The sequence below is a fragment of the Pseudomonas mohnii genome, assembly GCF_900105115.1.
Lineage (GTDB): Bacteria > Pseudomonadota > Gammaproteobacteria > Pseudomonadales > Pseudomonadaceae > Aquipseudomonas > Aquipseudomonas mohnii.
The window spans coordinates 5,490,734-5,516,135 of sequence record NZ_FNRV01000001.1; the positions used below are offsets into that span (position 1 = coordinate 5,490,734).

The following is a 25,402-nucleotide window of genomic DNA, read 5'->3' on the forward strand; positions in this document are numbered from 1 at the left end:
TCGCCCTTACGGCGACTTACTTTTTTTTCAAACCGGTACGTGTCAAGGTAACTGTCGCCTTAGTCCTACAGTTGTTAGCCCGTTGCGTCCTTAATTTCAGGGCGCTCTGGGTTTAAATACACCGCATCTGCCAGCTTCCAGTTGCGTGTTCGAGTGCTCCAGCGGCTCGGATTAACCTCCCTGGCATCCTCATAAAGCACTGTCCTAGCTTGTAATAGAGCCGTTGCTTTGCCTTCGTGCCGCTCGTTTGGCGTCACGTATTTCAGGGCACTGTGGCGGTGATCTTCGTTGTACCACTCGATAAATTTCTGCACCCAAAGCCTTGCCTCAGTAACCGTATCAAATGGTTGATCCGGCCAGAGGGGGCAGTACTTTGCGGTACGGAAAAGTGCTTCGGCGTAAGCGTTGTCATTGCTCACCCTTGGTCGACTAAAGGATGGCTCGACGCCCAGGGCAATCATGCTTTCGCGTAACAAGGAACCTCTCATGACGTGGCCGTTATCCGAGTGCAGGACCAACGGACGACCCGCTGTATGTTCACGCAAGCATCCCTTTCTAAGCAGCTCACACGCGTGTTCGGCACATTCCACCTCATGCACTTCATTGGCTACCAGCTTGCGGCTGTAGACATCCTTGACCATGTACCAATAGAAAAAACGACCTCTGACAGTGCTGGGCAGCCAAGTGATATCCCAGCACCAAACCTGATTGGGAGCGTCTGCGCGATGCGTTGTCAGCACCCTGCGTTTCGGGGCTTTGGCTCGGCCGCGACGCACGTTTTGATTAGCGGCTTTTAACACACGGTAAAACGTCGACTCCGAAGCCAGGTAGATACCTTCATCAGCCAGTTTTGGAACGATTTGGTGCGGGGTGAGGCTGGCGTAGCCAGCCTGATTGGCAGCATCAAGCACCGCTTGGCGCTCTGTATCACTGAACTTGTTGGCCGGAGCTGCCCGTTGAGCTAACAGTCGTCCATCACAGTCCGCGTGTCGCCAGCGTTGAACTGTTCGCAGGCTCAGCCCCAGTTCATTACAGGCTTGATATCGGCGAGCACCATTGAGCACCGCGTCCGCAATCAACTTCATGGCTTGCGTACGATCAGAGGCGTTGATCAGTCTTCCTTGTCCTTGCCCCAGATCGCATTGGCTTTTTTTCTGAGTTCCAGCAAAGCCACCGCCTCCGCACGTCCGGCGTCAGACTGTATCAATTGACGCTCAAGTATTTTGATACGCCGTTGCTCGGCCGTCTTAGAGGTTCGGGAGTTGAGATCAACGACCGGATTGGCGTTTTGGCATGCCAGTCGCCACTGCTGGATTTGCTCAGGGTAAATGCCTTTAATTCGGCAATACTGAGAGATCTCCACCTCGCTCAACGGCCCGGTTTCCATGACAGCATTGAATTTATCGGCGCTAGACCATTGGTCGCTGGTCTTGCCGTTTCCCGGCACGATCAAGCCTTTATCTCTAGCCATTTGTCTCCAATTTCGCAGTGACTGTGGTGTGAGATTGAGCGCAACGGCAAGTTCTGCCACTGATCGATTGAGGGGCGGCATCATTTGCAAAACGACCCAGTCTTTGAAGTCGTTGTCGTAGCGTTTACCTAACTTGGACATTGTTATGCACCTTCGCCCTCTTGAATGAACGAGTCAATCAACAAGGGCGACAGGTAGCCTGACACGGAGGGAAACGCCAAAAAAAAGATAAGCAAAAAAAGGCTCGCCCCGAGCGTCCGGCCCCTCGCTGGGGCTCGGCGTTCCTTCGCTGCGGTATCCATCCGGGGACACTGCCCTCCGGTCTGCTTCGCGACGACCTACATGCAGCGTGTTCGACTGCGTCGAACGGCGCTACGCGCCACTCCCCGGATGAACACCTCCACTCAGCCTTCCGAAGGGGCGGGTGGATCAAGATCAAGAGCTGCAGGCGAGCTAACGCTCGGCCTGATGAGTGGTGAGGAGCGGGTGGGTGTACGCCGACTTGCTTTTCTGAGCTGGCTGGCCAGCGAAGGCGGCCTGACAGCCGACCCATCACCTGCAGCTGTACTCAATCTACTGTGGGAGCTGGCCTGCCAGCGATGGCGGCCTGACAGCCGACCCATCACCTGCAGCTGTACTCAATCTACTGTGGGAGCTGGCCTGCCAGCGAAGGCGGCCTGACAGCCGACCCATCACCTGCAAATGTACCCGACCTACTGTGGGAGCTGGCTTGCCAGCGAAGGCGGCCTGACAGCCAACCCATCACCTGCAGCTGTACTCAATCTACTGTGGGAGCAGACCTGCCAGCGATGGCGGCCTGACAGCCGACCAATCACCCGCAGATGCACCCGACTTACCGCGGGAGCAGACCTGCCAGCGATGGCGGCCTGACAGCCGACCAATCACCCGCAGATGCACCCGACTTACCGCGGGAGCAGACCTGCCAGCGATGGCGGCCTGACAGCCAACCAATCACCCGCAGATGCACCCGACTTACTGTGGGAGCTGGCCTGCCAGCGATGGCGGCCTGCCAGCCGACCCATCACCCGCAGGTTTACCGGACCTACTGTGGACGCGAGCCTGCCCCGGGCGGCGTTCCGACGATAACGGTCCACCAGCCTACACTGGTAACACGGGTTGTTCTTCTCGCCCCGACGACCACTACCTCAGGAGTCAGGCTCATGATCAACAGTGACAGTATCTGCGATTGCCCGAAATGTTCGTGCAAGCTGGGCGCGCATCCGATTGCGCGCCACGGCAAGCACTATTGCTGCGAGGCCTGCGCCAAGCACCACGAGCACGGTGAAGAATGTTCCAGCAAGGGCTGCAAGTGCGCCCACGCCAAATAGTTCGTTTACGTTGAAAGTGGAGCCTAGTCGGGCTCCACGTCCAGTTTCAGGCTGTTATCGTCGAGGCGTTCGGTGTGTCGGACGGTGCCCGACAGGCGGCGTCCTTCGACCCTGAGCACGACAGTCTTGGCCTGCTCGAGATCTTCCGGCAGCGGCGGCGGAACGCGAATCGCGAAGCAGGTCGGGTCGTTTACGACCTGTTCCAGGCCAACCTGGCACTCGGCGCTTTTGGTGATGCGGCCAAACAGCGTATCCAGACCATAGTCGAGATGCGCAGGGCTGCTGATCAGAGTCATGTGCTTGGCCCCCTCCAATCCTGTCGCGTGCCGGGCATCAGTTAGCCGGCCGCCACTTGACGTTTTCCACGCCGAATTTCTCAGCCATCGGCTTACTGGTCTTTTGCACCTTTTCCCGGCCAAAGCGCGGTATCCGGCCGACTCCCGCGTCGCAGCTCGCCCAATGCCAGGCTTCTGCGTTGTCCATTTTGTCCAGACGGATAATGAACGATTTGGGGACGCCATGAAGGGTGTATTCAATGACGAAGAGTTTTGCATTGTTCATATAGCCCGTATTCCTCCCTGTGGTACATAAACGGATCACGGGCCGAACGGAAAATTCAGTTGGATTGGCGGACGGTGGCAGCCGCTGGCGGCAAATTCAAGGCCTCGTTACCATTGAGCCTTTCCCAACCCCAATGATTGCTGCCCATGGCCCTTGCCGCACCGCCAGATTTGAGCGACACCGATGTCCCCGTGCAACCGCTGGCGCGCACTTATCCGCGCGGGTTGTTCATCGAGCCGCATGAGCATGTCTGGGGGCAGTTGCTGTATGCGATGAGTGGCGTGATGTGGGTCGAGACGCCTCACGAGGCACTGGTGGTGCCGCCGCAACGGGCGGTTTGGTTGCCGCCCGGTGTGCCTCACGGGATTCGCGTGGTCTCGGACCTGCAAATGCGCAACATCTACTTGCGACCATCGCTGGCGGCAACACTCGACGCCAGTGTCCAGGTCATCGAAGTCGGCGGGTTGTTGCGCGAGCTGATCGTCGGCCTGGTGGAGCAGGGCGACGACGGTGCGCCCGAGTATTACGAAGCACTGGTGGGACTGGCGCTGCTGGAGCTCAAGCGGGCCCGGCGTTCACAGCTGAAGATCCCGCTTCCGGATGATTCTGACCGGCGACTGATGAACCTTTGCCAGGCCGTCATGGCCGCGCCGTCGCTGGACATCGCTTTCGAGCAACACGCGGAAAACGCCGGCGCCAGCGTGCGGACCCTGGCGCGGTTGTTCAAGGACGGCCTGGGCATGGGCTTTGCCGAATGGCGGCGCCAGGTACAACTGGCGACGGCGGTGGCCGAGTTGATTCAGGGGGTGCCGGTCAGTGCCATCGCCCGTGAACTGGGTTATTCGCCCAGCAGCTTCAGCGACATGTTCCGTCGGGAACTGGGTGTCGCGCCGTCGCAGTTTTCGGCCAGTCAGCATCCGGACTGACGTTTTCAGGACCAGTGTTTGGCCGGAATTCAGAAGCACTTGGCCGGTACTCGTTGGCACTGCGCACTAGACTTTCGGGCATATCCCAATTGCCCACGGAGTCTGTCATGAACTACCTCATTTCACTGGCGATCGGCCTGGGTGTCGGTCTGCTCTACGGCGCCCTGGATTTTCGTTCCCCCGCACCACCGGCGATCGCACTGGTAGGCCTGCTCGGCATGCTGGCCGGCGAAAAGCTCTGGCCGATGGGCCGCGAGCTGGTGGCCGGCTGGATCTCCTGAACCTTCTCTGATCATTCGATGGTAACCCTCATGAAAGCATTGCAGTTCGACAAAACCGGCGACCTCTCGGCCCTGCGCTACGTCGAGGTTGCTACGCCCGTTCCCGGCGCCGATGAAGTGCTGGTCGAAATCAAGGCGGCCGGGCTCAACCCCAGCGATGTGAAGAACGTGCTGGGACGTTTTCCCTACACCACGTTGCCGCGGATTCCTGGTCGCGACTTTGCCGGCATCGTCGTTGAAGGCCCGCAGGCGCTGGTCGGTCAACAGGTCTGGGGTACCGGTCGCGAACTGGGCTTTTTCGCCGATGGCTCCCACGCGCAATTCGTCAAACTGCCGGCCAATGGCGTCGCCCTCAAGCCCACGCATTTGAGCTTTGCCCAGGCCGCCAGTCTGGGCGTGCCCTACACCACGGCATGGGATGCACTGGAGCGCAGCCTGGTGACTGCCGAAACCCGTTTGCTGGTGATCGGCGGCGGCGCGGTGGGCAGTGCCGCGCTGGCGTTGGCCAAGGTGCGTGGCGCCCAAGTATTGGCGGCAGCGCGGCGGCCCGAGCAGGTCAAGGAGCTGCAGGACCAGGGTTTTCAGACGCTGCAACTGGACAAGCCCGAGGATCTGGGCGCTCAGGTGAATGCCGTCTTCAAGGGCGGCGCCGACGTGATTTTCGACACCACCGGCTTCTGGTTGCCGGCGTCCGTTGCGGCATTGGCCACCTTTGGCCGCATCGCCATCATCGCCGCGCCGGTGGATGGCATGGTGCAGCTACCGGCCCTGGCGCTGTATCGCAAGGGCGGCTCGGTGGTCGGTATCAACTCGTTGCTGTACGGGGTGCAAGCGTGCGCGGCGATGCTCGATCAGTTCGGTCAATTCTTCGATCAGGACTTATTACCGTTGCCCCAGGGGCTGTTCGAGTCGCCATTGGCAGAAGGTCTGGAACGTTATGCAGAGGTCAACCAAGGCAGCGGTGACAAGGTGATCCTGTTGCCATAACGCCGACCCCTGTGGGAGCGGGCTAGCCTGTCTTCGCGAGCAGGCTCTCTCCCACTGGCGCTGCAATCCGTTGCCGCAATGGTGCTCTGCTAGAATCGACGGCACCAATCCTGCGAGGTGTCCCATGAGCGAGCCGATTCGCCTGACCCAGTACAGCCACGGAGCTGGATGCGGTTGCAAGATTTCTCCCCAGGTGCTGGAAGTGATTCTCGCCGGCAGCGGGGCGCAGAATCTGGACCCCAGGCTCTGGGTTGGCAACGCCTCGCGCGATGACGCGGCGGTCTATGCCATCGACGAAGAACGCGGTGTGGTATCGACCACGGACTTTTTCATGCCGATCGTCGACGATCCCTTCGATTTCGGCCGCATCGCTGCCACCAATGCCATCAGTGACATCTACGCCATGGGTGGCGACCCGTTGATGGCCATCGCCATTCTGGGCTGGCCGGTCAATGTGCTGGCGCCGGAAATTGCCCGGGAAGTGATTCGCGGTGGCCGTTCGGTGTGCGATGAAGCAGGTATTCCGTTGGCTGGCGGGCATTCCATCGACGCACCGGAGCCGATCTTTGGCCTGGCCGTCACCGGGCTGGTGGAAAAGCGTCACATGAAGCGCAACGACACGGCGACGGCCGGTTGCCTGCTTTACCTCACCAAGCCCTTGGGCATCGGCATCCTCACCACCGCCGAAAAGAAAGGCAAGTTGCGCAATGCCGACATTGGCCTGGCCCGGGACTGGATGTGCACCCTGAACAAACCCGGCAGCCGTTTTGGCAAGCTGGACGGGGTGACCGCGATGACCGACGTCACCGGTTTTGGTCTATTGGGGCATCTGGTGGAAATGGCCGACGGCAGCCAGCTGACCGCCCTTATCGAATATGACCGCGTGCCGCGTCTGCCGGGTGTCGAGTATTACCTTGAGCAGGGCTGCATTCCCGGCGGGACCTTGCGTAACTACGACAGCTACGCCAGCAAACTGGGGCGATTGCAGGCGTTGCACAAAAACGTGTTATGCGACCCGCAGACCAGCGGAGGCCTGTTGATCGCCGTGACGCCCGAGGGTAATGACACTTTTCTGGCGACCGCTGCGCAAATGGGCCTGAACCTTGCGCCCATCGGTGAATTGGTCGAGCGACAGAGCCATGCAGTCGAGGTCTCCTGATGTTCGCCGACTGCACCGATTACCGCGATATTTTCCTCAACGACCGGCCGCTGATGGATGCCCGTGCGCCAGTCGAGTTTCTCAAGGGCTCGTTTCCCGGTGTGGTCAATTTGCCGCTGATGAACGATCACGAGCGGCAACGGGTTGGCACTTGCTATAAGCAACAGGGTCAACAAGCCGCCATCGAACTGGGTCATCAACTGGTATCTGGCGCAATCAAGGCCGAGCGCATCCAGGCCTGGGCCGACTTTGCCCGTGCTCATCCCGATGGGCTTTTGTACTGTTTTCGCGGCGGGTTGCGCTCGCAGATCGTTCAGCAATGGCTCAGGGACGAGGCGGGTATCGACTACCGGCGAGTCGCGGGTGGCTATAAGGCCATGCGCAGTTTTCTGCTCGATACCCTTGATCAAGCGGTGGCCCAGTGCGATTTCGTGTTGTTGGGGGGCATGACGGGCACCGGCAAGACCGAAGTACTCCTGCAACTGGGCAACGGGCTGGACCTTGAAGGGCACGCCAATCATCGCGGTTCCAGTTTCGGCAAGCGCGCCACGGGGCAACCTTGCAATATCGATTTCGAAAACCGCCTGGCGGTGGATGTGCTGAAGAAGCGCGCCGCGGGCCTCGAGCAATTCGTGCTGGAAGACGAGAGCCGCGCGATCGGCAGTTGCGCACTGCCTCTGCCGCTTTATCAGGGCATGCAGCAGTTTCCGATGGTCTGGCTCGAGGACAGCCTGGAGGGCCGGGTCGAGCGAATCCTGCGCGATTACGTGGTGGACCTGTGTGCAGAGTTCATCCGGGTGCGCGGCGAGGAAGGTTTTGCGCTGTTTTCCGAGCGGATGCTGGAGAGTTTGAATAACGTGCACAAGCGCCTGGGCGGCGAGCGCCATCGACGGATGCTGATTCTGATGGAAGATGCCTTGGCGGAGCAGGGTCGCAGCGGCTCGGTGGATCTGCACCGGGGCTGGATCGAGGGGTTGCTGACCGAGTATTACGATCCGATGTATGCCTTTCAGCGTGAAAAGAAGGGCGCGCGGATCGAGTTTGCCGGGAATCGTGAAGCGGTATTGGGGTATTTGCGCGAGCGCGGTAGTCAGCGAGGGTGACGGTGGTCTTGCCGGCCTCATCGCGGGCAAGCCCGCTCCCACAGGGGCCGTGGCGTGCACAAAAGGCCCGATCAGGCCCTGCTCAACTCAGGTCGGGCAGGTCTGCGGCCCGTTATCCAGCCCTTGCTTGTAGCTGTGGCTTTGCAGGCTGGCCTTGCCGTTATGCCAGGTCAGGGTCAGCACAAAGAGCGAGTCATAGTCGCTGGACTCCCAGTCTTCGGTGATCTTCTGTTTCTTGCCGACCGCTTCCCCGGCGACCTTGTTGATCAACTCCGGCAGGTAGCCGTGGGACCACGCGGTGTAGATGACCGAGTTGTGATACTTGTTCTGAAGCAGTTCATCGGCCAGGTCGCTGGTGTCATTGGCCGAGAAATTGATGTTGACCGGCAAGCCGAGCTTGATCGCGCTGGGACTGATGGTCATCAATGGGCGGATGTAGCTGTAGGAATTGTTCAGTTCACCTTCCTCGACATTGCGCGTCGGGTTGGCGGCAAACACGTAGTTGGCCTTGCCGAACTTTTCCGGAAGCAAGGTGGCCAGATCGATCGCACGGTTCAAGCCCTGGCAATTGAGCTGGCCCAGGCCCCCGGCAGGTTTTTCCGCATGACGCAGGAACACCAGCGTCTGGGTGCCATCTGCCGGTTGGGCGCGGCTTTCGCGAGACTCCAGGGATAGAAACAACGCGCTGGTCGCCAGCAGGGCGGGCAGGAATAGATACGCGCGGTGTTTGAAGCGATGGCAGAGTTTCAGAAAGTTCTTCATGGAATAAAGGATTCTTCAGCGCATTCGGTTAAGGCTGACAAACCTCTACACCACGAATTTCCTGCGTCGGGTGTTTTCCATGTCGTTGAGCCGGTCCGTTTCAACAAGGGCGGTGCTCAGAGTCCGCTGATGCCCATTTGGTTCGATTCCGGCGGAGTGCGCAGCAATCTACCGGCAACCAGGAGCGGACAGGAGCGAAGGTTATCGACAGGATGTTGCTGAATTATGGATACGGTACAGGTTATGGGGCTGACGAGGGCTGCAATCCCTTGATCTTCAACATCAGTGATATTGATAACGACAGCGCAACGCCTGCATTAATATCACTACTTTCAATTTTCTCGTGGATCCTTCCCATGATCGATTTGTCTGCGTTTCCCATCACCCAAAAATGGCCCGCACAGTACCCGGAGTGGATTCAGCTGTACTCCTTGCCGACCCCCAACGGCGTCAAGGTTTCGATCATGCTCGAAGAGATCGGCTTGCCTTATGAGCCGCACCGCGTCGGGTTCGACACCAACGATCAAATGTCGCCGCAGTTCCTGTCGTTGAACCCAAACAACAAGATCCCGGCCATCCTCGATCCTCACGGCCCCGACGGCCAGCCGTTGCCGTTATTCGAGTCAGGCGCGATCCTGATTTATCTGGCTGACAAGAGTGGACAGTTGCTGGCCCGGGAAGGGGCTACGCGCTACGAGACCATTCAGTGGCTGATGTTCCAGATGGGCGGCATCGGGCCGATGTTCGGCCAACTCGGCTTCTTCAATAAATTCGCCGGCAAGGACTACGAAGACAAGCGTCCCCGTGACCGCTATGTCGAAGAAAGCAAACGCCTGCTCGGCGTCCTCGACAAACGCCTTGAAGGTCGTGACTGGATCATGGGCGAGCGCTACACCATTGCCGATATCGCGACCTTTCCCTGGGTGCGCAACCTGATCGGTTTCTATGAGGCTGGCGATCTGGTCGGCATCCAGAACTTCCCCAACGTCACCCGCGTGCTGGAAAAATTCCTGGCGCGGCCGGCGGTCAAGCGCGGGCTGGAAATTCCGAAAACCATCTCCAACTGATTACCGCAATCCCCCTGTAGGAGCGAGCCTGCTCGCGATGGCGGAGTATCAGTCAACATATGTATTGACTGGCGCGACGCCCTCGCGAGCAAGCTCGCTCCCACAGGGGGTTGGTGTTTGTTAAAGGATTATTGCCATTGCAGTAACGCAATCTTGAGCGTTGGGTGTTTGTGCCCGGCACCCCGCAGGGCATAAGCTTTGCCCCCTTACGACTTTCGTCTTGTCCTCCGATTTCCAGGAATGCCCATGTCCAGTCAGTTCCCCGAAGCTCGCCCACGCCGTCTGCGCCGCAATGCGAGCCTGCGCAGTCTGTTCCAGGAAACCGAATTCAGCCTCAACGACCTGGTGCTGCCGATTTTCGTCGAAGAAGAGATCGATGACTTTGTACCGATCAAAAGCATGCCCGGTGTGATGCGCATTCCCGAATCGAAACTGGCCGGCGAGATCGAGCGTTATGCCCGGGCCGGGATCAAGTCGGTGATGACCTTTGGCGTGTCACATCACCTGGACAGCAGCGGCAGCGACACCTGGCGCGACGACGGTCTGGTGTCGCGCATGTCACGCATCGCCAAGGACGCCGTGCCGGAAATGATCGTCATGTCCGACACCTGTTTCTGTGAGTACACCGACCACGGCCACTGCGGTGTTCTGCACAATCACGAAGTCGATAACGACCAGACCCTGATCAACCTCGGCAAACAAGCCGTGGCGGCGGCCCGTGCCGGTGCCGATGTGATTGCACCGTCGGCAGCGATGGACGGTCAGGTCCAGGCCATTCGCCGGGCACTCGACGAGGCCGGTTTCAGTCAGACGGCGATCATGGCCTATTCGACCAAATTCGCCTCGGCGCTGTACGGACCGTTCCGCGAAGCCGGTGGCAGCGCACTCAAGGGCGACCGTAAAAGCTATCAAATGAACCCGATGAATCGCCGTGAAGCGGTGCGCGAATCGTTGCTCGACGAGCAGGAAGGCGCCGATGCGCTGATGGTCAAGCCGGCCGGTGCGTACCTGGACATCATTCGCGATATTCGTGAGGTTTCGCGTTTGCCGTTGTCGGCGTATCAGGTGAGCGGCGAGTACGCGATGATCAAGTTCGGCGCGCAAGCCGGGGCGATTGATGAAGACCGCGTGGTGCGCGAGAGTCTTGGTGCGATCAAGCGGGCGGGGGCCGATCTGATCTTCACGTATTTCGCGATGGACCTGGCATTGGCCGGGATCTGAAACTCACCCGGCCCCCGCAGGAGCCGGGAGTGTTTCGGGTTCAACCAATGAACGGCCGGATCCCGTGATCCCGGAAGTACCGCTCGATCACCTTGGGATCCGAGCAGGTTTCGGCAATCGCCACATAGGTATCCGGCCGTAACAGGTAAAACCCGTTACGCCCCAGGCCTGCCGTTTCAAACGCCGGCCGCCAGTCGAACACATGCAGCGGCAAATGATGCTCGATGCACCAGGCGATCATTTCGTCGCTGGTGTCGCCATACACATGCACCTGCCAGTTCGGGCATTTGAGCGGTTCGAAATTGTCCCCTTCGCCGTCGTGTGCCCAGGGCAGGCGGTCGCCACCATGGACCTGCCCGGCGACGCCTGTGCTCAAAGGCATGCCGCGGTAGTTCAAGGTGATCTGCGACACCGTGCGAAACAGGAATTCACGGGATCTCTCGAACGAGGCCATTTTCGGAATCAGTAAGGGCGCCAGGCGTGTGCGCAGCAGGTCGGCCATGGGGCCTTCAGCGGTGACGAAGCTGAACACCCGGTCGGTGGTCGCCACCAGTTTTCGGGCGAACGCAATGCGCTCGGTTTCGTAAGTATCAAGCAGTTTGGCCTCGGCGCCGCCGCTCAATACGGCGGCGAGTTTCCAGGCCAGGTTGATGGCATCGCCAATCCCGGTGTTCATGCCCTGGCCACCGGCGGGGCTGTGCACATGGGCGGCGTCGCCCAACAAGAACGCGCGTCCGGTGCGGAAGTGATCGGCCACCCGATGATGCACGCGGTAGGTCGAGAACCAGTTCACCTGTTCGATCTGCACCTTCAGGTGCTCGATGGCCCGGCTGCTGACGTCTTCGAATCGCAGCGTTTCAGCACGTTCGGCACGCTCATCGCGAACGGTGCCGATCAGGCGTGCGTGACCGCTTCCTGCCAGTGGGAACACCGCGAGAAAGTCCGCCTCATCGAGGTCCACGTGCAGTTCGCCGTTGAACGTCGGGCCGCTGGCCTGCACATCGGCCACATAGAAAATCTGCTGGTAGGTCCCGCCGGGAAATCCGGTGTCCAGGACCTTGCGCACGACTGAACGGGCACCGTCGCAACCGGCCAGGTAACAGGCCTGGCAGGTTTCCTGTTGACCATCGGGCAGCCGCAACGTGGCGTTGATGCCGTCAACGGTTTCCTCGAAAGCCTCAAGCTCGGTGTCGCGCTCCACCGTGATGCCAAAGGATTCGAGGCGTTTGATCAGCAGCCGTTCGTGTTCGTCCTGGGGGAATATTTCGAGGAAGGCGTAAGGCGTCAGGCCCTCGCCGATGTGGGTCAGCGGCAAGCGTGCCACGGGTTCACCCTTGACCCAGAAATTGGCGGCCTCCACGCAATGGCCCTTCTGCACGACGCTGTCACTGAGGTCGAGCTGGCGGTACAACTCCAGGGTCCGTGCCTGTACAGCCAGCGCCCGTGATGTGGTGCCGGGCGCCGATGTTTTATCGACTATCCTCACGGCGATCCCCAGTCTGCTCAGCCACAACGCCAGGACCAGCCCGGTCGGGCCCGCGCCAATGATCAATACGTCGCTACGGTGCATGAGCCAGTCCTCCTCGCGGTGTGGGTCTAGTATGGTCCAGCCGTGGCGGCGGGCCAGGCTGGCTGCCCAACGGAGAAGGCCACTGCTCAAGGTCATAGCCTCAGACAGGCCATTGATCGTATGGTTAGCCCGGCATAACGGATTTTCTGGAGCAGCATGCAAGCCCATCGATTGATCATGAGCATCGTCGCATTGCTGGTGCTGGCCGGTTGCGGCAGTCAACGCACGCAGCAGGCGCCGGCGCGTACACCCGCCGAGGTCAAGGCCGAAATCATGCGACTGTTGCCGGCCAAAACCGGCGACCGCCAGGGTTGGGCCACGGACATCCAGGCGGCGTTCGCCGCGCAGAACATCGAGACGACCACGCAAAACCTGTGCTCGGTGCTGGCTGTCACTGAGCAAGAGTCGACCTTTCAGGCAGACCCGAGCGTGCCTGGCCTGGGCAAAATCGCTCGCGACGAGATCGATCGCCGAGCGGCCAAGGCCCACATCCCCGGCCTGTTGGTCAGTGCGGCGCTGCAGGTACGCTCGCCCAATGGCAAAAGTTACAGCGAGCGCCTCAATGCGGCGCGTAGCGAAAAGGAACTGAGCGCGATTTTCGATGACTTCATTGGCATGGTGCCCATGGGGAAAAGTCTGTTTGGCGGCCTCAACCCGGTACACACCGGCGGGCCGATGCAGGTCAGCATCGAATTTGCCGAGCAGCACGCCAAGGCCTATCCCTACCCGGTGGACGGGTCGATCCGCCATGAAGTCTTCACTCGGCGCGGCGGCATGTATTTCGGTATCGCCCATTTGCTCGGATACCCGGTGAACTACCCGCAACCGCTCTATCGCTTCGCCGATTTCAACGCCGGTTGGTATGCCAGTCGCAATGCCGCGTTCCAGAACGCCGTGAGCCGTGCCTCGGGCATTGCGCTGGCGCTGGATGGCGATTTGGTCAATTACGGTTCGATCATGCCCGGCAACACCGAAGTGGCCGTGCGCAGCCTCGGCAAGCAACTGGGCATGCGCAACACGACGATCAGGGATCAACTGGAAGAGGGCAAGAGCCTGGCGTTCGAGAACAGCTCGTTGTATCAGCGAGTCTTCGCGCTGGCGGAGCGGGCCGAAGGCCGGTCATTGCCTCGGCAAGTGTTGCCGGGAATTGTCCTGCAGAGCCCGAAAATCACTCGCAAACTGACCACGGCCTGGTTTGCCAAGCGGGTTGATGAGCGTTATCAACGCTGTATGGCGCGGGCGGGTTGAAGAGCAAAACGATCGCAGGCGGTTTTACGCATGATCCCAGGCATAAAAAAACCGACTGATCAGGCCGGTTTTTTTGTCGAGGACTGCGGTAAAGCCATTCATTCAAGCGATGTGGTTGCTGTTCAGACGATAGGAACCATCGGCAGCGACGGTGTTGCCTTGCAGGCGATCCGAGCCATCGGCGGCGACGGTGTTGCCTTGCAGACGATCCGAGCCATCGGCGGCGACGGTGTTGCCTTGCAGGCGATCCGAGCCATCGGCAGCGACGGTGTTGCCTTGCAGGCGATCCGAGCCATCGGCGGCGACGGTGTTGCCTTGCAGGCGATCCGAGCCATCGGCAGCAACGGTGTTGCCTTGCAGACGATCCGAGCCATCGGCGGCAACGGTGTTGCCTTGCAGGCGGTCGGATCCATCAGCGGCCACCCGATTCTGGATCAGGCGATCGGAGCCACCTTCCGCCACGCGACTTTCAATCAAGCGATCCGAGCCGCCTTCGGCGACGACAGGTTGAGCAGAGGTAGCGGCGAAAGCGTTCACTGCAAAAACCGAGAAAGCGATGCTGAGAAGAGTCTGGCGTTTCATGGTGGTGTGCTCCGGGTCTTATTGGGTGGGTATGGAGCAGATGTTACGCCGCACAATTTTTATGAGAACTTCATTGGCATGATGGTGAACATCGACGGGATTGATAGGGCCAGCGGCATACCCCTGGCGGGCGTGATGATGCAGTCGTCGGATGGCTCCAGCGCTGTCAAGGGCGGCTTCTACACTGGATAGCGTCGCAAGGAGGTGTTTATGTATCAGCTCTACGGTCATCAGAATTCGGGCGCAGCCGCTATCGAGGCGGCACTGGAACTGTGTGAGATCCCTTATCGCTTCATCGACGTCGAGTCGTCTTCGCAGGCCGCTCTGGCGTTGGAGAAGCTCAACCCGCTCAAGCAGATTCCGACCCTGCAATTGCCCGACGGCAGCGTCCTCACCGAAAGCGCGGCGATCCTGATTCACCTCGGGCTGACGTTTCCCGAGTCGAATCTGCTGCCGGACAACCCGGCTGATCGTGATCAGGCCATCCGTGGTCTGGCGTACATCGTCAGCAATTGCTATACGGCCATCGGTATCATCGACTACCCCGAACGCTGGTTGGCCGAGGCAGATGAATCGTCTCGGCAAAACCTGATAGCGGGCGCCCGTGCACGGTTGCATTGGAGTTGGGAGGTGTTTGCCGATCAGTTTTCCGGCGAGCTGTATCTGGGAGACGAGACGCCGGGAGCACTGGATGTGCTGGCGGCGGTGATCAGCCGATGGTCAGGCAGCCGCGAACATTTGCGCGCTGCCCGACCGGGGTTTTACGTCTGGCTGGAACGCATCGACCGACACCCGACGCTGGCGCCGGTGTTCGCCCGGCATTGGCCGGCCTGAGCACTGCAAAACAAGAGCGGGAGCGGGCTTGCCCGCGAGCGTGCAGAGTCAGTCAACGTATATGTCGACTGATCCACCGCTTCGCGAGCAAGCTCGCTCCCACAAGGGATGCCTGGTGTGTTTGAGCTATTCCCCGCGAATGTACTGTTCCAGCTGACGAATCAGTTCCGCCTGTTCCGCGATGGCCTCCTTGACCAGGTCGCCAATCGACAGCAAGCCGATCAATTTGCCGTCCTCCACCACCGGCAAGTGGCGCAGGCGTTTGTCGGACATGATGCCCAGGCAGGTATCGACGGTTTGATGGGTGTCCACGGTGATCACCGGTGAAACCATGATGTCGCGAACCGGCGTACCCACCGAAGAACGCCCGTGCAGCACCAGTTTACGTGCGTAGTCACGCTCACTGATGATGCCCAGCACTTCGTCATTCTCCACCACCAGCAAGGCGCCGACGTTTTTCTCTGCCATCTTCATCAGCGCTTCCAGCACCATATGACCAGGTTTGATCTGGTGCACTTCCTGATTCTTCTGATCTTTCAACTTGAGTAGTTGCGCGACGGTTTTCATGGCGGTTTCTCGGGTGTTGTCGTTGTTATTGAAGAATCGTAGACGCCGGCGCGCAGGGCAAGAGAGAAAGCGGCAGATAAACGGCAAAAAACGTCATTCGGTGGTTTTTCTTCGGTAATCCCCGGATTCCTGCCCGGCAAAATACCTGTGGGAGCAGGCTTGCCCGCGATGAGGTCAAATCAGTCGACATCCATGTTGAATGTCAGGCCGCCATCGCGAGCAAGCTCACTCCCACAGGTTCATGGTGGCGTAGAATCACCAACCTGAATCAATGTTGAGGTTTTCAGTGGTGGATTTACCGCAGGGCTTTGTCCTGACCCGGCATTGGCGCGATACACCGACCGGTACGCAAGTCGAGTTCTGGCTGGCGACCGACAGCGGTCCCCGGCGCATCCGCCTGCCTCATCAGCCGTCGGTGGCGTTTATTCCGGCCAGCCAGCGCGAGCAGGCCGAGGCACTGCTGCACGACGAAAAAAATGTCGAACTGCGGGAATTGGCCTTGCGGGATTTCGAGCACCGTCCGGTGCTCGGGCTGTATTGCCCGCAGCACGGACAATTGATGCGCCTGGAAACGGCCCTGCGCAGGGCCGGGGTCGAAGTGTATGAAGCTGACGTACGCCCGCCGGAACGCTACATGATGGAGCGGTTCATCACCGCCCCTGTGCGCTTTGGCGGTACGCCGGATGCCGAGGGCCTGTTGCTCGACGCACAGATGAAACCCGATCCGCACTATCGGCCAAGCCTCAAGTTGGCGTCCCTGGACATCGAAACCACCGCTCAGGGCGAGTTGTACTCCATCGCCCTGGAGGGCTGCGGAGAGCGGCAGGTGTACATGCTCGGCCCACCCAATGGCGATGACAGCGAGGTGGATTTCCAGCTCGAATACTGCGACTCGCGCACCCTGTTGCTGAAAAAGCTCAATGAATGGTTCGCCCGGCACGATCCCGACGCGATCATTGGCTGGAACGTCGTGCAGTTCGATCTGCGGGTGTTGCATAAACACGCCAGGCAACTGGGCGTGCCGCTGAAGCTGGGGCGTGGTGGCGAAGAGATGCAGTGGCGCGAACACGGCAACGGCAACCATTATTTTGCCTCCGCTGCCGGCCGGCTGATCATCGACGGCATCGAGGCGCTGCGTTCGGCGACCTGGAGTTTTCCGTCGTTCAGCCTGGAAAACGTCGCGCAAACCCTGCTGGGCGAAGGCAAGTCGATCGACAACCCCTACCAGCGCATGGACGAAATCAATCGCATGTTCGCCGAGGACAAACCGGCCCTGGCCAAGTACAACCTCAAGGACTGCGAGCTGGTCACCCGAATTTTCGCCCACACCCAACTGCTGACCTTTTTGCTGGAACGGGCCAGTGTCACCGGGTTGCCGGTGGATCGCATGGGCGGCTCAGTGGCGGCGTTCACCCACCTCTACATGCCGTTGATGCACCGCCAGGGCTTCGTCGCGCCAAACCTCGGCGGGCGCCCGCCGCAAGCCAGCCCCGGCGGGTTTGTCATGGACTCGCAACCGGGCCTGTACGAGTCGGTGCTGGTGTTCGACTACAAAAGCCTTTACCCATCGATCATCCGCACGTTCCTCATCGACCCGGTGGGCTTGATCGAAGGGCTCAAGCATCCCGAGGACAGCGAGTCGGTGCCAGGTTTCCGGGGGGCACGTTTTTCCAGAACCCGGCATTGCCTGCCCGCCATCGTGGCCCGGGTCGCCGAAGGCCGGGAAACCGCCAAGCGCGAGCACAACGCGCCGCTGTCCCAGGCACTGAAGATCATCATGAACGCCTTCTACGGTGTGCTCGGCTCCAGTGGTTGCCGGTTTTTCGATACACGCCTGGCGTCGTCCATCACCCTGCGCGGGCACGAGATCATGCTGCGCACCCGTCAGTTGATCGAAGACCAGGGTCATACGGTGATTTATGGCGATACCGATTCCACTTTCGTCTGGCTGCGCCGCGCCCACGGCCAACAGGAAGCGGCACAGATCGGCGAAGCGCTGGTGAAGCACGTCAACCAGTGGTGGCGCGAGCATGTGCGGCAGGCATATGGCCTGGAAAGCGCGCTCGAACTGCAGTTCGAAACCCACTACAAACGTTTTCTGATGCCGACCATTCGCGGAGCGGAGGAGGGCAGCAAGAAGCGTTATGCGGGGTTGGTGACGCGCGCCGATGGCACGGACGAGATGGTCTACAAAGGACTGGAAACCGTGCGCACTGATTGGTCGCCGCTGGCCCGCCAGTTCCAGCAGGAGCTGTACCTGCGCATCTTCAATCGCAAACCCTATCAGGATTACGTGCGCGACTATGTGCGCAAGACCCTGGCCGGAGCGTTCGACGAGCGCTTGATCTACCGCAAGCGCCTGCGCCGAACCCTCGATGATTATCAACGCAACGTGCCGCCCCATGTACGGGCAGCGCGTATCGCCGATGACTACAACGACCGGCAGGGGCGTCCCCGCCAGTACCAGAACGGTGGCTGGATCAGTTACGTAATCACCGTCGTCGGCCCTGAACCACTGGAGATCCGCAGCGCGCCCATCGATTACGAACATTACGTCAGCAAGCAATTACAGCCTGTGGCTGACGCGATCCTGCCGTTCGTCGACGACGATTTTTCAACCCTGATTGGTGGGCAACTGGGCCTGTTTTGAGTCCATCAGCGACAACGTCCAGTCATCCAGAATGCCGTGGAAGTATTGATTCAGGGCTTGATGGAACAGGCTGTCATCGGGTGCGACCTGGGTGAACAGCGTCATCGACGAATGAAATTTCAGGTCATCGGGATGGCCGAAGATGTCCCTCACCGAGCGCTGCTGGATGTTCAGCACCTCTTGGGTGCACGTGCGCAGCCGTGCGCCCAGCAATGGGTGCTCGAGATAGGCTCGGGCTTCTTCGCGCGAACCGATCGCGAAGCGTTTGGACATGTCGCTGCCACCCAGCCCGGCAAACTGCGGAAAGATGAACCACATCCAGTGGCTACGCTTGCGGCCGGCCTTCAATTCGGCCTGAGCCCGGTCGAACACCGGGTCCTGCGCCTGAATGAAGCGCTGCAGGTTAAAGGTGTCCAGCCGATCGGTGCTTCTCATGCGCAAGTCCTCTGACAGACTGCGATGGCTCAGACCATGGCCAACCGCTGTTTGCGTTGTGGCGCACGAAACGCTTGGTCCAGCGCCTTCAGATCCCCAGGTTCAAGCACTAACTGCGCCGCGCGTGCGTTGAGTTGCACATGCTCGGGCCGTACCGCCTTGGGGATGGCAATCACCCCGTCCTGGCGCAAAAGCCATGCCAGCGCCACCTGGGCAGGCGTGGCATCGTGACGGGCGGCCACTTGCCGGAGCGTGGCGTTGCCCAGCATGTTCCCGCCCTGGCCAATGGGGCAGTAGGCCATGACCGGCATCCTGCGCTCCTGACACCAGGGCAGTAAATCAAATTCTATGCCGCGCTCTTCCAGGTTATAGAGCACTTGATTGGTGGCGCAGGCCGGCGCGGCCAGTTCCTGCAAATCATCGACGTCGAAGTTGGACACGCCCCAGCGACCGATCTTGCCCGCCGCACGCAGTCGCTCGAAGGCCTCGACCGTTTCCTCCAGAGGGTACTGGCCGCGCCAATGCAGCAGGTACAGATCGATATGGTCGGTGTTCAGGCGCCGCAGACTGCGTTCGCAGGCCTGGGGAATGCCTTGGCGGCTGGCGTTGTGCGGGTAGACCTTGCTGACCAGAAACACCTCGTCGCGCCGGCCGGCGATGGCTTCGCCCACCACTTCCTCGGCGCCACCCTCGGCGTACATTTCGGCGGTGTCGATCAGGGTCATGCCCGACTCGATCCCCAGGCGCAACGCCGCGACCTCTTCGTTGTGCCGGGAGTGGTCCTCGCCCATGTGCCAGGTGCCCTGGCCGATGACCGGTACGTTGACGCCGGCCAATTCAAGAGTACGCATGCAAATCTCCTGTAAACACTCAAGCCGTATTGCTTTTGGCACTCAGCATAGCTTTTGGGTTCCACGCTTCGATCAAAAGATCGCAACTTGCCGGTGATCGATTGGTGACGGCATGACTGCACTTTTCTGAAATCAACCGCTCTACTTTTGGGCAGCCTGCGGCGATCCCCTCTGCCGGCCCATGCCCAAGTTCAAGTACCCATGGCTCGAGCGTTACCTTTCAGTACCCCCTCAATCCGCCGCCGTTGCCTGATGCTGCTAGGCCTGTCGACGTTCCTCGTCACCGGATGCAGCCATCAGGATGGTAACGACCTCTTGACTCAATTGCGCGAAGGCAAACCCCAGGAATTTCTGCAAACCAGTGTCGACCGCATGGCCACCCTGACCATGCGCGACAACCTCGACAGCCTCTATCTGCTGATGAGCAAGCTGTACCTGCGCAACCCCGACGAGCTGAAAAAATCCGGCTTCCTTGACGCGCGCAGCGCCGGCAAGCAAGTACGCTTGGCGATCGAGCAGCAGCAGCCGCTTCCAACGCTTGGCGGTAAAAAGGACCTCGCGGCGCTACGGTTTGCCATGAGTCCGGAGTTCCTTGGCGACCGGGTCGGTGCGTTCATCTATGCCATCGGCAGCATGCTGGTCACCGCCCACGGCAATCGCCTGGAGTTCTACATGACGGACGCGATCAACCCGACGTTCGTCAGCAACGCTGCACGCAACATCGAGATTGCGACCTGGATCCTGAGTCAGCGGCAAAACAAAAACGGCGAACCCATGCTGTTTTCCAACGAAATCTCGGAGGAGGGCAGCAACCTGAGTTTTGCCGTGGAGTTCGGCAAAATAGTCGCGCGCCTGGATTTGCTGACGCAGATGCTGGACGAGCGCTACCGGCGCATCGGCCTCAACTACGCCCAGAGCCTGTTGTTCCTGAATTTCCTGCCGGTGCAATAGAACGGCGGTGACTTTCCAACAAGGGTGATAGTGCATGTAGGGAATAAAGATAGATCGCATCGATATAAGTGGTTATAAGAAAAATCGCTATGCTGCGGGCCAGATTTTCCCTGCAGTCTTTGTGGACGTATCGATGGATTTAGTGAATATCGGGTTGGTCGTAGCCGGGCTGGTGGTCGGCTTCATCGTCGGCATGACGGGCGTGGGCGGCGGGTCGTTGATGACGCCGATCCTGCTGTGGTTCGGCATCAACCCGGCAACGGCGGTGGGCACCGATTTGCTGTACGCGGCCATCACCAAATCCAGCGGCGTGCTGGTTCACAAAAAGAACGACAACATTGACTGGGCCATCACCGGCTGGTTGACGCTGGGCAGTGTGCCGGCAGTGGCGTTGACCCTGTGGTTCCTCAGCAGTTTGCACAGCGCCCCCGAGGCGATGAACGCCATCATCAAGCAGGCGTTGGGTTTTGTCCTGTTCGCCACGGCGCTGGCGATCCTGTTCAAGAAGCGCCTGCTCGATTTCGCCCATAAGCGTGCCGGCGGCAACTACAACCCCAGCGGTACGCGGTTGAATGTCCTGACGGTCGTTACCGGTCTGGTGCTCGGCACCATGGTCGCGCTGACCTCCATCGGCGCTGGCGCGCTGGGCACCGTGGCGCTGTTCATTCTTTATCCGCTGCTGCCGACCCGCCGCCTGGTCGGCACGGAAATCGCTCACGCCGTGCCACTGACCCTGGTCGCCGGTCTTGGCCATGCGAGCATGGGCAACATGGACTGGCATGTACTGGGTTACTTGCTGGTGGGTTCGCTGCCGGGGATTTACCTGGGCAGCCATCTGACCGGCCGCATCTCCGATGAAGTGCTGCGCCCTTGCCTGGCGACGATGCTGGTGCTGATCGGTTACAAACTGGTGTTTTGATTCGCCATGGGGCGCAGCGTCACTCACGGGTGAATATTTCCAGCAGATGCCCGTCCGGGTTATCGAAATACACCCGTCGCCCCCCCGCAAACTCATTGATCTCCTTCGGCCGTTGTTTACCAGGGTCAGCCCACCACTGCTGACCATGGGCCAGAAGGCGCGCAAAGACCTCGTCGAAATCATCCTCGCCAATCAAGAACGCATAGTGCTGTGACGCGATCGGCGGGTCATTGTCGTAGAAGTCCAGTGACACGCCGTTGTCGAACTTGACGACCAGCATCGGGCCAAAGGGCTGCGGGGCGGGCAAGCCGAGAAGGTCTGCGAGGAAGTTGGCCGATAGTTGCTTGTCGCGGCACCAGACAATGGTGTGATTCAACTGAGCGCTCATGCAGTGGTCCTCACGGCGGATCAGGTGGGTTTCCATGAATCTTGAGTTTAGCCCGGCCTGTTGCGCTTCGACCGCCCTGACCTAAGCTTTGGACAAGGCGAACAACATTTGCGGAGCGTCACCCGGAACGATCGCCGCGATGCGCAATCATTAGAGCGTGGATATCAAAAGGAGATGCGCATGCTCATCAGGTCACTGACCCTGGCTACCCTGCTGGCAGTTGCCGGTCCCTTGTTCGCCGCTGATGGCGACTCACCGCTGGACATGGACAAGGGCAGGTCCCGGCCACTGATTGTTATCGCTCCCAGTACGGTCGACCCGACGTGGGTCAGCCTGAAAAAGTCGCTGGAAGAACCGGATAACAAAAAGGGCTTCACCGAGCGAAACCTGGTGTTGTACACGGTGCTCAACCTGATGGGCCAGCGCGATGGCAAAGACCTCGGGCCGCAGGACACGGCAGCGTTGATTCGTTCACTCAAACTGGGTGCCGGAGCCAAGACCAAGGTGATTCTGGTGGGCAAGGACGGCGAAAAGAAGCTTGAACAGTCCGGACCTGTCGAGCTGAAAGAGGTGTTCGCCGCTGTCGATCAGTTGCCGGCGGCCGAGAAGGAAACGCCAGCACCCACGGTAGCGCCGGCAGCCGAACCGGAGCCGACCGCCAAGGGCGCAAAAGGCACAAAATCCGGTAAGCCGGCCAAACCAGCCAAGCCCGCCAAACCAGCGGAAATGCCGGATGATTGAGGGGTTTCAGCCATAGCCCTCGTCGAGCTATGAAGCGGCGCTACATGTGGCATTGGCGTTATCCAGATCGACTTCATAGGCAGGTTGTGCGACTGCTGCGCAGCCGAACGGGGCGGTGCGGCGTCCCGACAAGCCCCCCCGCCACAGAGGCACTACCCTCGGTTCACTGGCTCAGTGCACTCAAAATCTGGTGAGCGATCTTGACCCGTTCCGCGATCGGGTAGTTTTTGTTGGCCAGGATCACGATGCCAATGTCTTTCGACGGCACAAACAGGGCATAGGCGCCGAAGCCCCCGGTCGACCCGGTTTTGTTCAGCAGCAGGTTTTCCGGTTGCGGTTGAGGCGGGTTGAGCCACTGGACCTTGTGCGCCTCCATGGCCATCTGCGACGAGTTGCCGGCCAGCAATCGTTCAAGGGTGACCGGGTATTGATAGAGCTCCCATCCCAGGCCCTGGGTCATCTCGCCGACGCGGTAGTAACCGGTGTGGGTGAGGGCGATTGCCTGTTGCAATGGCTTTTCCAGCGAGCTCGGTTGCAGGTTCGCTTGCACATAGCCGATCAGGTCCGAGGTGCTGGTTTTCACCCCGTAAGCTTCGGAGTCCAGCGCGCCAGGCCCCACGCGTACGGGCTTGTCGTCCTTGTTGTAGCCCTGCGCGTATAGATTCATCTGTGCCTGGCGGACGTTGAGGTAGGTGTGCTTGAGGCCGAGTTTGGGCAGCAGCGTGTTGTCCATCAGTTCATCGAATGGCTGGCCCATGCTTTGGGCCGCGAGGTAGCCGAATAAACCGAGGCTCGGATTCGAATACAGCCGGTGGGTGCCAGCGGCGTAAGTCGGTTGCCATTGTTTGAAATAGCCGAGCATCTTGTCCGCCGAGTCGGCGGCGGTGGGGAATTGCAGCGGCAGGCCGCCCGCGGTGTAGGTGCCCAGTTGCAGCACGCTGATGTGATCGAACGCGCTGCCGCGCAATGCGGGCCACACCTGGCTGGCCTTGTCGGACAGCGACAACTTGCCGCTGGCCTGGGCGTAGGCGGCGAGGGTGGCGGTGAAGGTTTTGCTCAGGGAGCCGATTTCGAACAGGGTGTTTTCAGTGACCGGTTGCGCGCTTTCTTTCGACGCTACCCCGTAGTTGAAGTAGTGCGGCGTGCCGTTGACGGTCACCGCCACAGCCATTCCGGGAATGCCCTGGGCTTGCATGACCGGGCGCACGGCGGTATTCACCAGCGTCTCCATTTGATCCTGTGCGAGGCATTGGCCAGCCGCGAGCGCCGCCACGCAAACCGCGAAAGTTTTCAGTCTGTCCATGTGGGTGTCGTCCGTCATCGATTCAGTTGCGCGTCATGTTAGGGGGTTAATTGCTCCGTTCCGAATGGTTTTTGGGCCCTGCCGACCATAGGCGGCAGGGCGGGTCGTTGGAGGGCATGCATCCGCTAAATCAACGCATCAGGCACGGCCGCTTGTTATCGAATGTCCACCCCGGAATCAAAAACTGCATCGCGACGCTGTCATCCCGCGCACCCAGCCCCATGCCCTTATAGAGTTCATGGGCCTTGACCACCTGATCCATATCCAGCTCGATGCCCAGCCCGGGTTTCTGCGGCACCTGCACGCAGCCCTCGACGATTTGCAGTGGGGCTTTGGTCAGGCGTTGGCCGTCCTGCCAGATCCAGTGGGTGTCGATCGCCGTGATTTCACCCGGTGCGGCCGCCGCGACATGGGTGAACATCGCCAGGGAAATATCGAAATGGTTGTTGGAGTGCGAGCCCCAGGTCAGGCCCCATTCATGGCACATCTGGGCCACGCGCACCGAGCCCTGCAGGGTCCAGAAGTGCGGGTCCGCCAGCGGGATGTCCACCGATTGCAACTGGATCGCGTGGCCCATTTCCCGCCAGTCGGTGGCAATCATGTTGGTCGCGGTCTTCAGGCCCGTGGCGCGGCGGAACTCAGCCATGACTTCGCGTCCCGAGTAACCGTTTTCCGCGCCGCAGGGGTCTTCGGCGTAAGCCAGTACCTTGTGCTGGTCGCGGCACAAGCGAATGGCCTCTTTGAGGGACCAGGCACCATTCGGATCGAGGGTGATGCGTGCGTCAGGGAAGCGTTCGGCCAGGGCCGCCACCGCTTCGATTTCAGCATCGCCGCTGAGCACACCGCCCTTGAGCTTGAAATCCTTGAAGCCGTACTTCGAATGAGCGGCTTCGGCCAGGCGCACCACGGCGTCGGTGGTCATGGCTTTTTCGTGACGCACCCGGAACCAGTCATTGTCGGCATCCGGCTCGCTACGGTAGGCAAGATCGGTTTGCTGGCGGTCACCGACATAAAACAGATAGCCGAGCATTTTCACTTCATCACGCTGCTGGCCTTCGCCGAGCAGGGCGGCGACGGGTACGTCCAGATGCTGACCGAGTAGATCGAGCAGCGCCGCCTCCAGCCCCGTGACGGCGTGGATGGTAATGCGCAGGTCGAAGGTCTGCAGGCCACGACCGCCGGCGTCGCGGTCGGCGAAGGTCTGGCGCACTTGATTGAGAACCTTCTGGTAGGTGCCGATCGGGCTGCCGACCACCAGGCTGCGGGCGTCTTCTAGGGTCTGGCGAATGCGCTCGCCACCCGGTACTTCGCCGACGCCGGTGTGGCCGGCGTTGTCCTTGAGGATCACGATGTTGCGGGTAAAAAACGGCCCGTGGGCGCCGCTCAGGTTGAGCAGCATGCCATCGTGGCCAGCCACCGGAACAACTTGCATGCTGGTGATGATCGGGGCTTTGGCGGTTTCTTGCAGGGTCATGT

At 60.2% G+C, this 25,402-nt stretch carries 26 protein-coding genes; 14 read left to right on the forward strand and 12 right to left on the reverse strand.

Annotated features, from left to right (window positions below; all coding sequences use genetic code 11):
- Positions 1-74: 74 nt before the first annotated feature.
- Positions 75-1,612, reverse strand: a protein-coding gene (locus BLV61_RS25670; RefSeq protein WP_090468279.1) for an IS3 family transposase whose coding sequence is annotated in 2 segments (ribosomal slippage) — positions 75-1,162 and positions 1,162-1,612 — 1,539 coding nt in all. Because the reading frame shifts where the segments join, the coding sequence is not laid out codon by codon here.
- Between the two features lie 1,040 nt (positions 1,613-2,652).
- On the opposite strand from BLV61_RS25670, the gene BLV61_RS25675 reads away from it, so the two are divergent.
- Positions 2,653-2,820, forward strand: coding sequence for a metallothionein (locus BLV61_RS25675; RefSeq protein WP_047527454.1), 168 nt, complete (start codon positions 2,653-2,655; stop codon positions 2,818-2,820).
- Between the two features lie 23 nt (positions 2,821-2,843).
- On the opposite strand, the gene BLV61_RS25680 is transcribed toward BLV61_RS25675, so the two are convergent.
- Positions 2,844-3,116 (reverse strand): hypothetical protein, encoded by a 273-nt coding sequence (locus tag BLV61_RS25680; protein ID WP_090468281.1) that lies wholly within the window; start codon positions 3,114-3,116, stop codon positions 2,844-2,846.
- 37 nt (positions 3,117-3,153) lie between these two features.
- Positions 3,154-3,381 (reverse strand): DUF6555 family protein, encoded by a 228-nt coding sequence (locus tag BLV61_RS25685; protein ID WP_047527456.1) that lies wholly within the window; start codon positions 3,379-3,381, stop codon positions 3,154-3,156.
- Between the two features lie 146 nt (positions 3,382-3,527).
- Between BLV61_RS25685 and BLV61_RS25690 the strand changes: the two genes are divergently transcribed.
- From BLV61_RS25690 to mnmH, 5 genes are all read left to right on the forward strand, one after another.
- A complete protein-coding gene (locus BLV61_RS25690) occupies positions 3,528-4,307 on the forward strand; it encodes an AraC family transcriptional regulator (protein ID WP_090468283.1) in 780 nt (259 codons plus the stop codon).
- 107 nt (positions 4,308-4,414) lie between these two features.
- A complete protein-coding gene (locus BLV61_RS25695) occupies positions 4,415-4,588 on the forward strand; it encodes a DUF1427 family protein (RefSeq protein WP_081997842.1) in 174 nt (57 codons plus the stop codon).
- Between the two features lie 30 nt (positions 4,589-4,618).
- The gene (locus BLV61_RS25700) at positions 4,619-5,575 is read left to right on the forward strand and encodes a quinone oxidoreductase family protein (protein WP_090468286.1); all 957 of its coding nucleotides are present in this window, start codon (positions 4,619-4,621) and stop codon (positions 5,573-5,575) included.
- Between the two features lie 124 nt (positions 5,576-5,699).
- Positions 5,700-6,734, forward strand: a complete 1,035-nt coding sequence (gene selD / locus BLV61_RS25705; RefSeq protein ID WP_047527459.1) for a selenide, water dikinase SelD — start codon at positions 5,700-5,702, stop codon at positions 6,732-6,734.
- Positions 6,734-7,837, forward strand: a complete 1,104-nt coding sequence (gene mnmH, locus BLV61_RS25710; RefSeq protein WP_090468288.1) for a tRNA 2-selenouridine(34) synthase MnmH — start codon at positions 6,734-6,736, stop codon at positions 7,835-7,837. The genes selD and mnmH overlap by 1 nt, the downstream gene beginning before the upstream one ends.
- A gap of 87 nt (positions 7,838-7,924) precedes the next feature.
- On the opposite strand, the gene BLV61_RS25715 is transcribed toward mnmH, so the two are convergent.
- Positions 7,925-8,599: a hypothetical protein gene (locus tag BLV61_RS25715; RefSeq protein WP_047527461.1), complete on the reverse strand. Its 675-nt coding sequence runs from the start codon at positions 8,597-8,599 to the stop codon at positions 7,925-7,927.
- Positions 8,600-8,955: 356 nt separating this feature from the next.
- On the opposite strand from BLV61_RS25715, the gene BLV61_RS25720 reads away from it, so the two are divergent.
- Entirely contained in the window at positions 8,956-9,666 is a 711-nt protein-coding gene (locus BLV61_RS25720) for a glutathione binding-like protein (RefSeq protein ID WP_090468290.1), read from the forward strand.
- A gap of 246 nt (positions 9,667-9,912) precedes the next feature.
- Complete coding sequence (gene hemB, locus BLV61_RS25725) at positions 9,913-10,887, forward strand: porphobilinogen synthase (RefSeq protein ID WP_047527463.1); 975 nt, start codon at positions 9,913-9,915, stop codon at positions 10,885-10,887.
- Between the two features lie 40 nt (positions 10,888-10,927).
- Here hemB and BLV61_RS25730 read toward each other — a convergent pair whose 3' ends face one another.
- Complete coding sequence (locus tag BLV61_RS25730; protein WP_090468292.1) at positions 10,928-12,457, reverse strand: FAD-dependent oxidoreductase; 1,530 nt, start codon at positions 12,455-12,457, stop codon at positions 10,928-10,930.
- A 156-nt stretch (positions 12,458-12,613) separates the two neighbouring features.
- Between BLV61_RS25730 and BLV61_RS25735 the strand changes: the two genes are divergently transcribed.
- Positions 12,614-13,705 carry a DUF1615 domain-containing protein gene (locus tag BLV61_RS25735; protein WP_090468294.1) on the forward strand — a complete coding sequence of 364 codons (1,092 nt, stop codon included), beginning with the start codon at positions 12,614-12,616 and terminating at the stop codon, positions 13,703-13,705.
- A 102-nt stretch (positions 13,706-13,807) separates the two neighbouring features.
- Here the strand turns inward: BLV61_RS25735 and BLV61_RS25740 are convergent, their stop codons facing one another.
- Positions 13,808-14,287, reverse strand: coding sequence for a hypothetical protein (locus tag BLV61_RS25740; protein WP_090468296.1), 480 nt, complete (start codon positions 14,285-14,287; stop codon positions 13,808-13,810).
- 210 nt (positions 14,288-14,497) lie between these two features.
- Here BLV61_RS25740 and BLV61_RS25745 point away from each other — a divergent pair, with 210 nt between their 5' ends.
- Complete coding sequence (locus BLV61_RS25745) at positions 14,498-15,121, forward strand: glutathione S-transferase N-terminal domain-containing protein (RefSeq protein ID WP_090468298.1); 624 nt, start codon at positions 14,498-14,500, stop codon at positions 15,119-15,121.
- Between the two features lie 126 nt (positions 15,122-15,247).
- On the opposite strand, the gene BLV61_RS25750 is transcribed toward BLV61_RS25745, so the two are convergent.
- Positions 15,248-15,688 carry a CBS domain-containing protein gene (locus BLV61_RS25750; protein ID WP_047527469.1) on the reverse strand — a complete coding sequence of 147 codons (441 nt, stop codon included), beginning with the start codon at positions 15,686-15,688 and terminating at the stop codon, positions 15,248-15,250.
- 289 nt (positions 15,689-15,977) lie between these two features.
- On the opposite strand from BLV61_RS25750, the gene BLV61_RS25755 reads away from it, so the two are divergent.
- Positions 15,978-18,338, forward strand: coding sequence for a DNA polymerase II (locus BLV61_RS25755; protein WP_167361805.1), 2,361 nt, complete (start codon positions 15,978-15,980; stop codon positions 18,336-18,338).
- On the opposite strand, the gene BLV61_RS25760 is transcribed toward BLV61_RS25755, so the two are convergent.
- Together BLV61_RS25760 and BLV61_RS25765 are read right to left on the reverse strand one after the other, a co-directional pair.
- Entirely contained in the window at positions 18,303-18,773 is a 471-nt protein-coding gene (locus BLV61_RS25760; protein ID WP_090468304.1) for a DUF1810 domain-containing protein, read from the reverse strand. The genes BLV61_RS25755 and BLV61_RS25760 overlap by 36 nt on opposite strands.
- Positions 18,774-18,802: 29 nt before the next feature.
- Complete coding sequence (locus tag BLV61_RS25765) at positions 18,803-19,624, reverse strand: aldo/keto reductase (protein WP_090468306.1); 822 nt, start codon at positions 19,622-19,624, stop codon at positions 18,803-18,805.
- A 201-nt stretch (positions 19,625-19,825) separates the two neighbouring features.
- Here BLV61_RS25765 and BLV61_RS25770 point away from each other — a divergent pair, with 201 nt between their 5' ends.
- Positions 19,826-20,575, forward strand: a complete 750-nt coding sequence (locus BLV61_RS25770) for a hypothetical protein (RefSeq protein ID WP_047527473.1) — start codon at positions 19,826-19,828, stop codon at positions 20,573-20,575.
- A 133-nt stretch (positions 20,576-20,708) separates the two neighbouring features.
- On the forward strand, positions 20,709-21,494 hold the full coding sequence (locus BLV61_RS25775; RefSeq protein ID WP_047527475.1) for a sulfite exporter TauE/SafE family protein: 786 nt from the start codon (positions 20,709-20,711) through the stop codon (positions 21,492-21,494).
- A 19-nt stretch (positions 21,495-21,513) separates the two neighbouring features.
- On the opposite strand, the gene BLV61_RS25780 is transcribed toward BLV61_RS25775, so the two are convergent.
- Positions 21,514-21,882, reverse strand: coding sequence for a VOC family protein (locus BLV61_RS25780; protein ID WP_090469982.1), 369 nt, complete (start codon positions 21,880-21,882; stop codon positions 21,514-21,516).
- A 180-nt stretch (positions 21,883-22,062) separates the two neighbouring features.
- Here BLV61_RS25780 and BLV61_RS25785 point away from each other — a divergent pair, with 180 nt between their 5' ends.
- Positions 22,063-22,623 carry a DUF4174 domain-containing protein gene (locus tag BLV61_RS25785; RefSeq protein ID WP_047527476.1) on the forward strand — a complete coding sequence of 187 codons (561 nt, stop codon included), beginning with the start codon at positions 22,063-22,065 and terminating at the stop codon, positions 22,621-22,623.
- 163 nt (positions 22,624-22,786) lie between these two features.
- Here BLV61_RS25785 and ampC read toward each other — a convergent pair whose 3' ends face one another.
- Together ampC and gudD are read right to left on the reverse strand one after the other, a co-directional pair.
- The gene (gene ampC, locus BLV61_RS25790) at positions 22,787-23,926 is read right to left on the reverse strand and encodes a class C beta-lactamase (RefSeq protein ID WP_090468308.1); all 1,140 of its coding nucleotides are present in this window, start codon (positions 23,924-23,926) and stop codon (positions 22,787-22,789) included.
- A gap of 130 nt (positions 23,927-24,056) precedes the next feature.
- Positions 24,057-25,400 (reverse strand): glucarate dehydratase, encoded by a 1,344-nt coding sequence (gudD, locus tag BLV61_RS25795; RefSeq protein ID WP_090468310.1) that lies wholly within the window; start codon positions 25,398-25,400, stop codon positions 24,057-24,059.
- Positions 25,401-25,402: the final 2 nt, after the last annotated feature.

What these genes read in the sequence shown, in the direction of transcription:
- BLV61_RS25715 (WP_047527461.1), bottom strand. Translation starts at nt 8,599, where the DNA reads ATGAAGAACTTTCTGAAACTCTGCCATCGCTTCAAACACCGCGCGTAT.
- BLV61_RS25720 (WP_090468290.1), top strand. Translation starts at nt 8,956, where the DNA reads ATGATCGATTTGTCTGCGTTTCCCATCACCCAAAAATGGCCCGCACAG.
- mnmH (WP_090468288.1), top strand. Translation starts at nt 6,734, where the DNA reads ATGTTCGCCGACTGCACCGATTACCGCGATATTTTCCTCAACGACCGG.
- BLV61_RS25770 (WP_047527473.1), top strand. Translation starts at nt 19,826, where the DNA reads ATGGCTCGAGCGTTACCTTTCAGTACCCCCTCAATCCGCCGCCGTTGC.
- BLV61_RS25695 (WP_081997842.1), top strand. Translation starts at nt 4,415, where the DNA reads ATGAACTACCTCATTTCACTGGCGATCGGCCTGGGTGTCGGTCTGCTC.
- hemB (WP_047527463.1), top strand. Translation starts at nt 9,913, where the DNA reads ATGTCCAGTCAGTTCCCCGAAGCTCGCCCACGCCGTCTGCGCCGCAAT.
- BLV61_RS25735 (WP_090468294.1), top strand. Translation starts at nt 12,614, where the DNA reads ATGCAAGCCCATCGATTGATCATGAGCATCGTCGCATTGCTGGTGCTG.
- BLV61_RS25750 (WP_047527469.1), bottom strand. Translation starts at nt 15,688, where the DNA reads ATGAAAACCGTCGCGCAACTACTCAAGTTGAAAGATCAGAAGAATCAG.
- BLV61_RS25745 (WP_090468298.1), top strand. Translation starts at nt 14,498, where the DNA reads ATGTATCAGCTCTACGGTCATCAGAATTCGGGCGCAGCCGCTATCGAG.
- gudD (WP_090468310.1), bottom strand. Translation starts at nt 25,400, where the DNA reads ATGACCCTGCAAGAAACCGCCAAAGCCCCGATCATCACCAGCATGCAA.
- selD (WP_047527459.1), top strand. Translation starts at nt 5,700, where the DNA reads ATGAGCGAGCCGATTCGCCTGACCCAGTACAGCCACGGAGCTGGATGC.
- BLV61_RS25680 (WP_090468281.1), bottom strand. Translation starts at nt 3,116, where the DNA reads ATGACTCTGATCAGCAGCCCTGCGCATCTCGACTATGGTCTGGATACG.
- BLV61_RS25675 (WP_047527454.1), top strand. Translation starts at nt 2,653, where the DNA reads ATGATCAACAGTGACAGTATCTGCGATTGCCCGAAATGTTCGTGCAAG.
- BLV61_RS25760 (WP_090468304.1), bottom strand. Translation starts at nt 18,773, where the DNA reads ATGAGAAGCACCGATCGGCTGGACACCTTTAACCTGCAGCGCTTCATT.
- BLV61_RS25700 (WP_090468286.1), top strand. Translation starts at nt 4,619, where the DNA reads ATGAAAGCATTGCAGTTCGACAAAACCGGCGACCTCTCGGCCCTGCGC.
- BLV61_RS25685 (WP_047527456.1), bottom strand. Translation starts at nt 3,381, where the DNA reads ATGAACAATGCAAAACTCTTCGTCATTGAATACACCCTTCATGGCGTC.
- BLV61_RS25730 (WP_090468292.1), bottom strand. Translation starts at nt 12,457, where the DNA reads ATGCACCGTAGCGACGTATTGATCATTGGCGCGGGCCCGACCGGGCTG.
- BLV61_RS25765 (WP_090468306.1), bottom strand. Translation starts at nt 19,624, where the DNA reads ATGCGTACTCTTGAATTGGCCGGCGTCAACGTACCGGTCATCGGCCAG.
- BLV61_RS25780 (WP_090469982.1), bottom strand. Translation starts at nt 21,882, where the DNA reads ATGAGCGCTCAGTTGAATCACACCATTGTCTGGTGCCGCGACAAGCAA.
- BLV61_RS25690 (WP_090468283.1), top strand. Translation starts at nt 3,528, where the DNA reads ATGGCCCTTGCCGCACCGCCAGATTTGAGCGACACCGATGTCCCCGTG.
- BLV61_RS25775 (WP_047527475.1), top strand. Translation starts at nt 20,709, where the DNA reads ATGGATTTAGTGAATATCGGGTTGGTCGTAGCCGGGCTGGTGGTCGGC.
- BLV61_RS25785 (WP_047527476.1), top strand. Translation starts at nt 22,063, where the DNA reads ATGCTCATCAGGTCACTGACCCTGGCTACCCTGCTGGCAGTTGCCGGT.
- BLV61_RS25740 (WP_090468296.1), bottom strand. Translation starts at nt 14,287, where the DNA reads ATGAAACGCCAGACTCTTCTCAGCATCGCTTTCTCGGTTTTTGCAGTG.
- ampC (WP_090468308.1), bottom strand. Translation starts at nt 23,926, where the DNA reads ATGGACAGACTGAAAACTTTCGCGGTTTGCGTGGCGGCGCTCGCGGCT.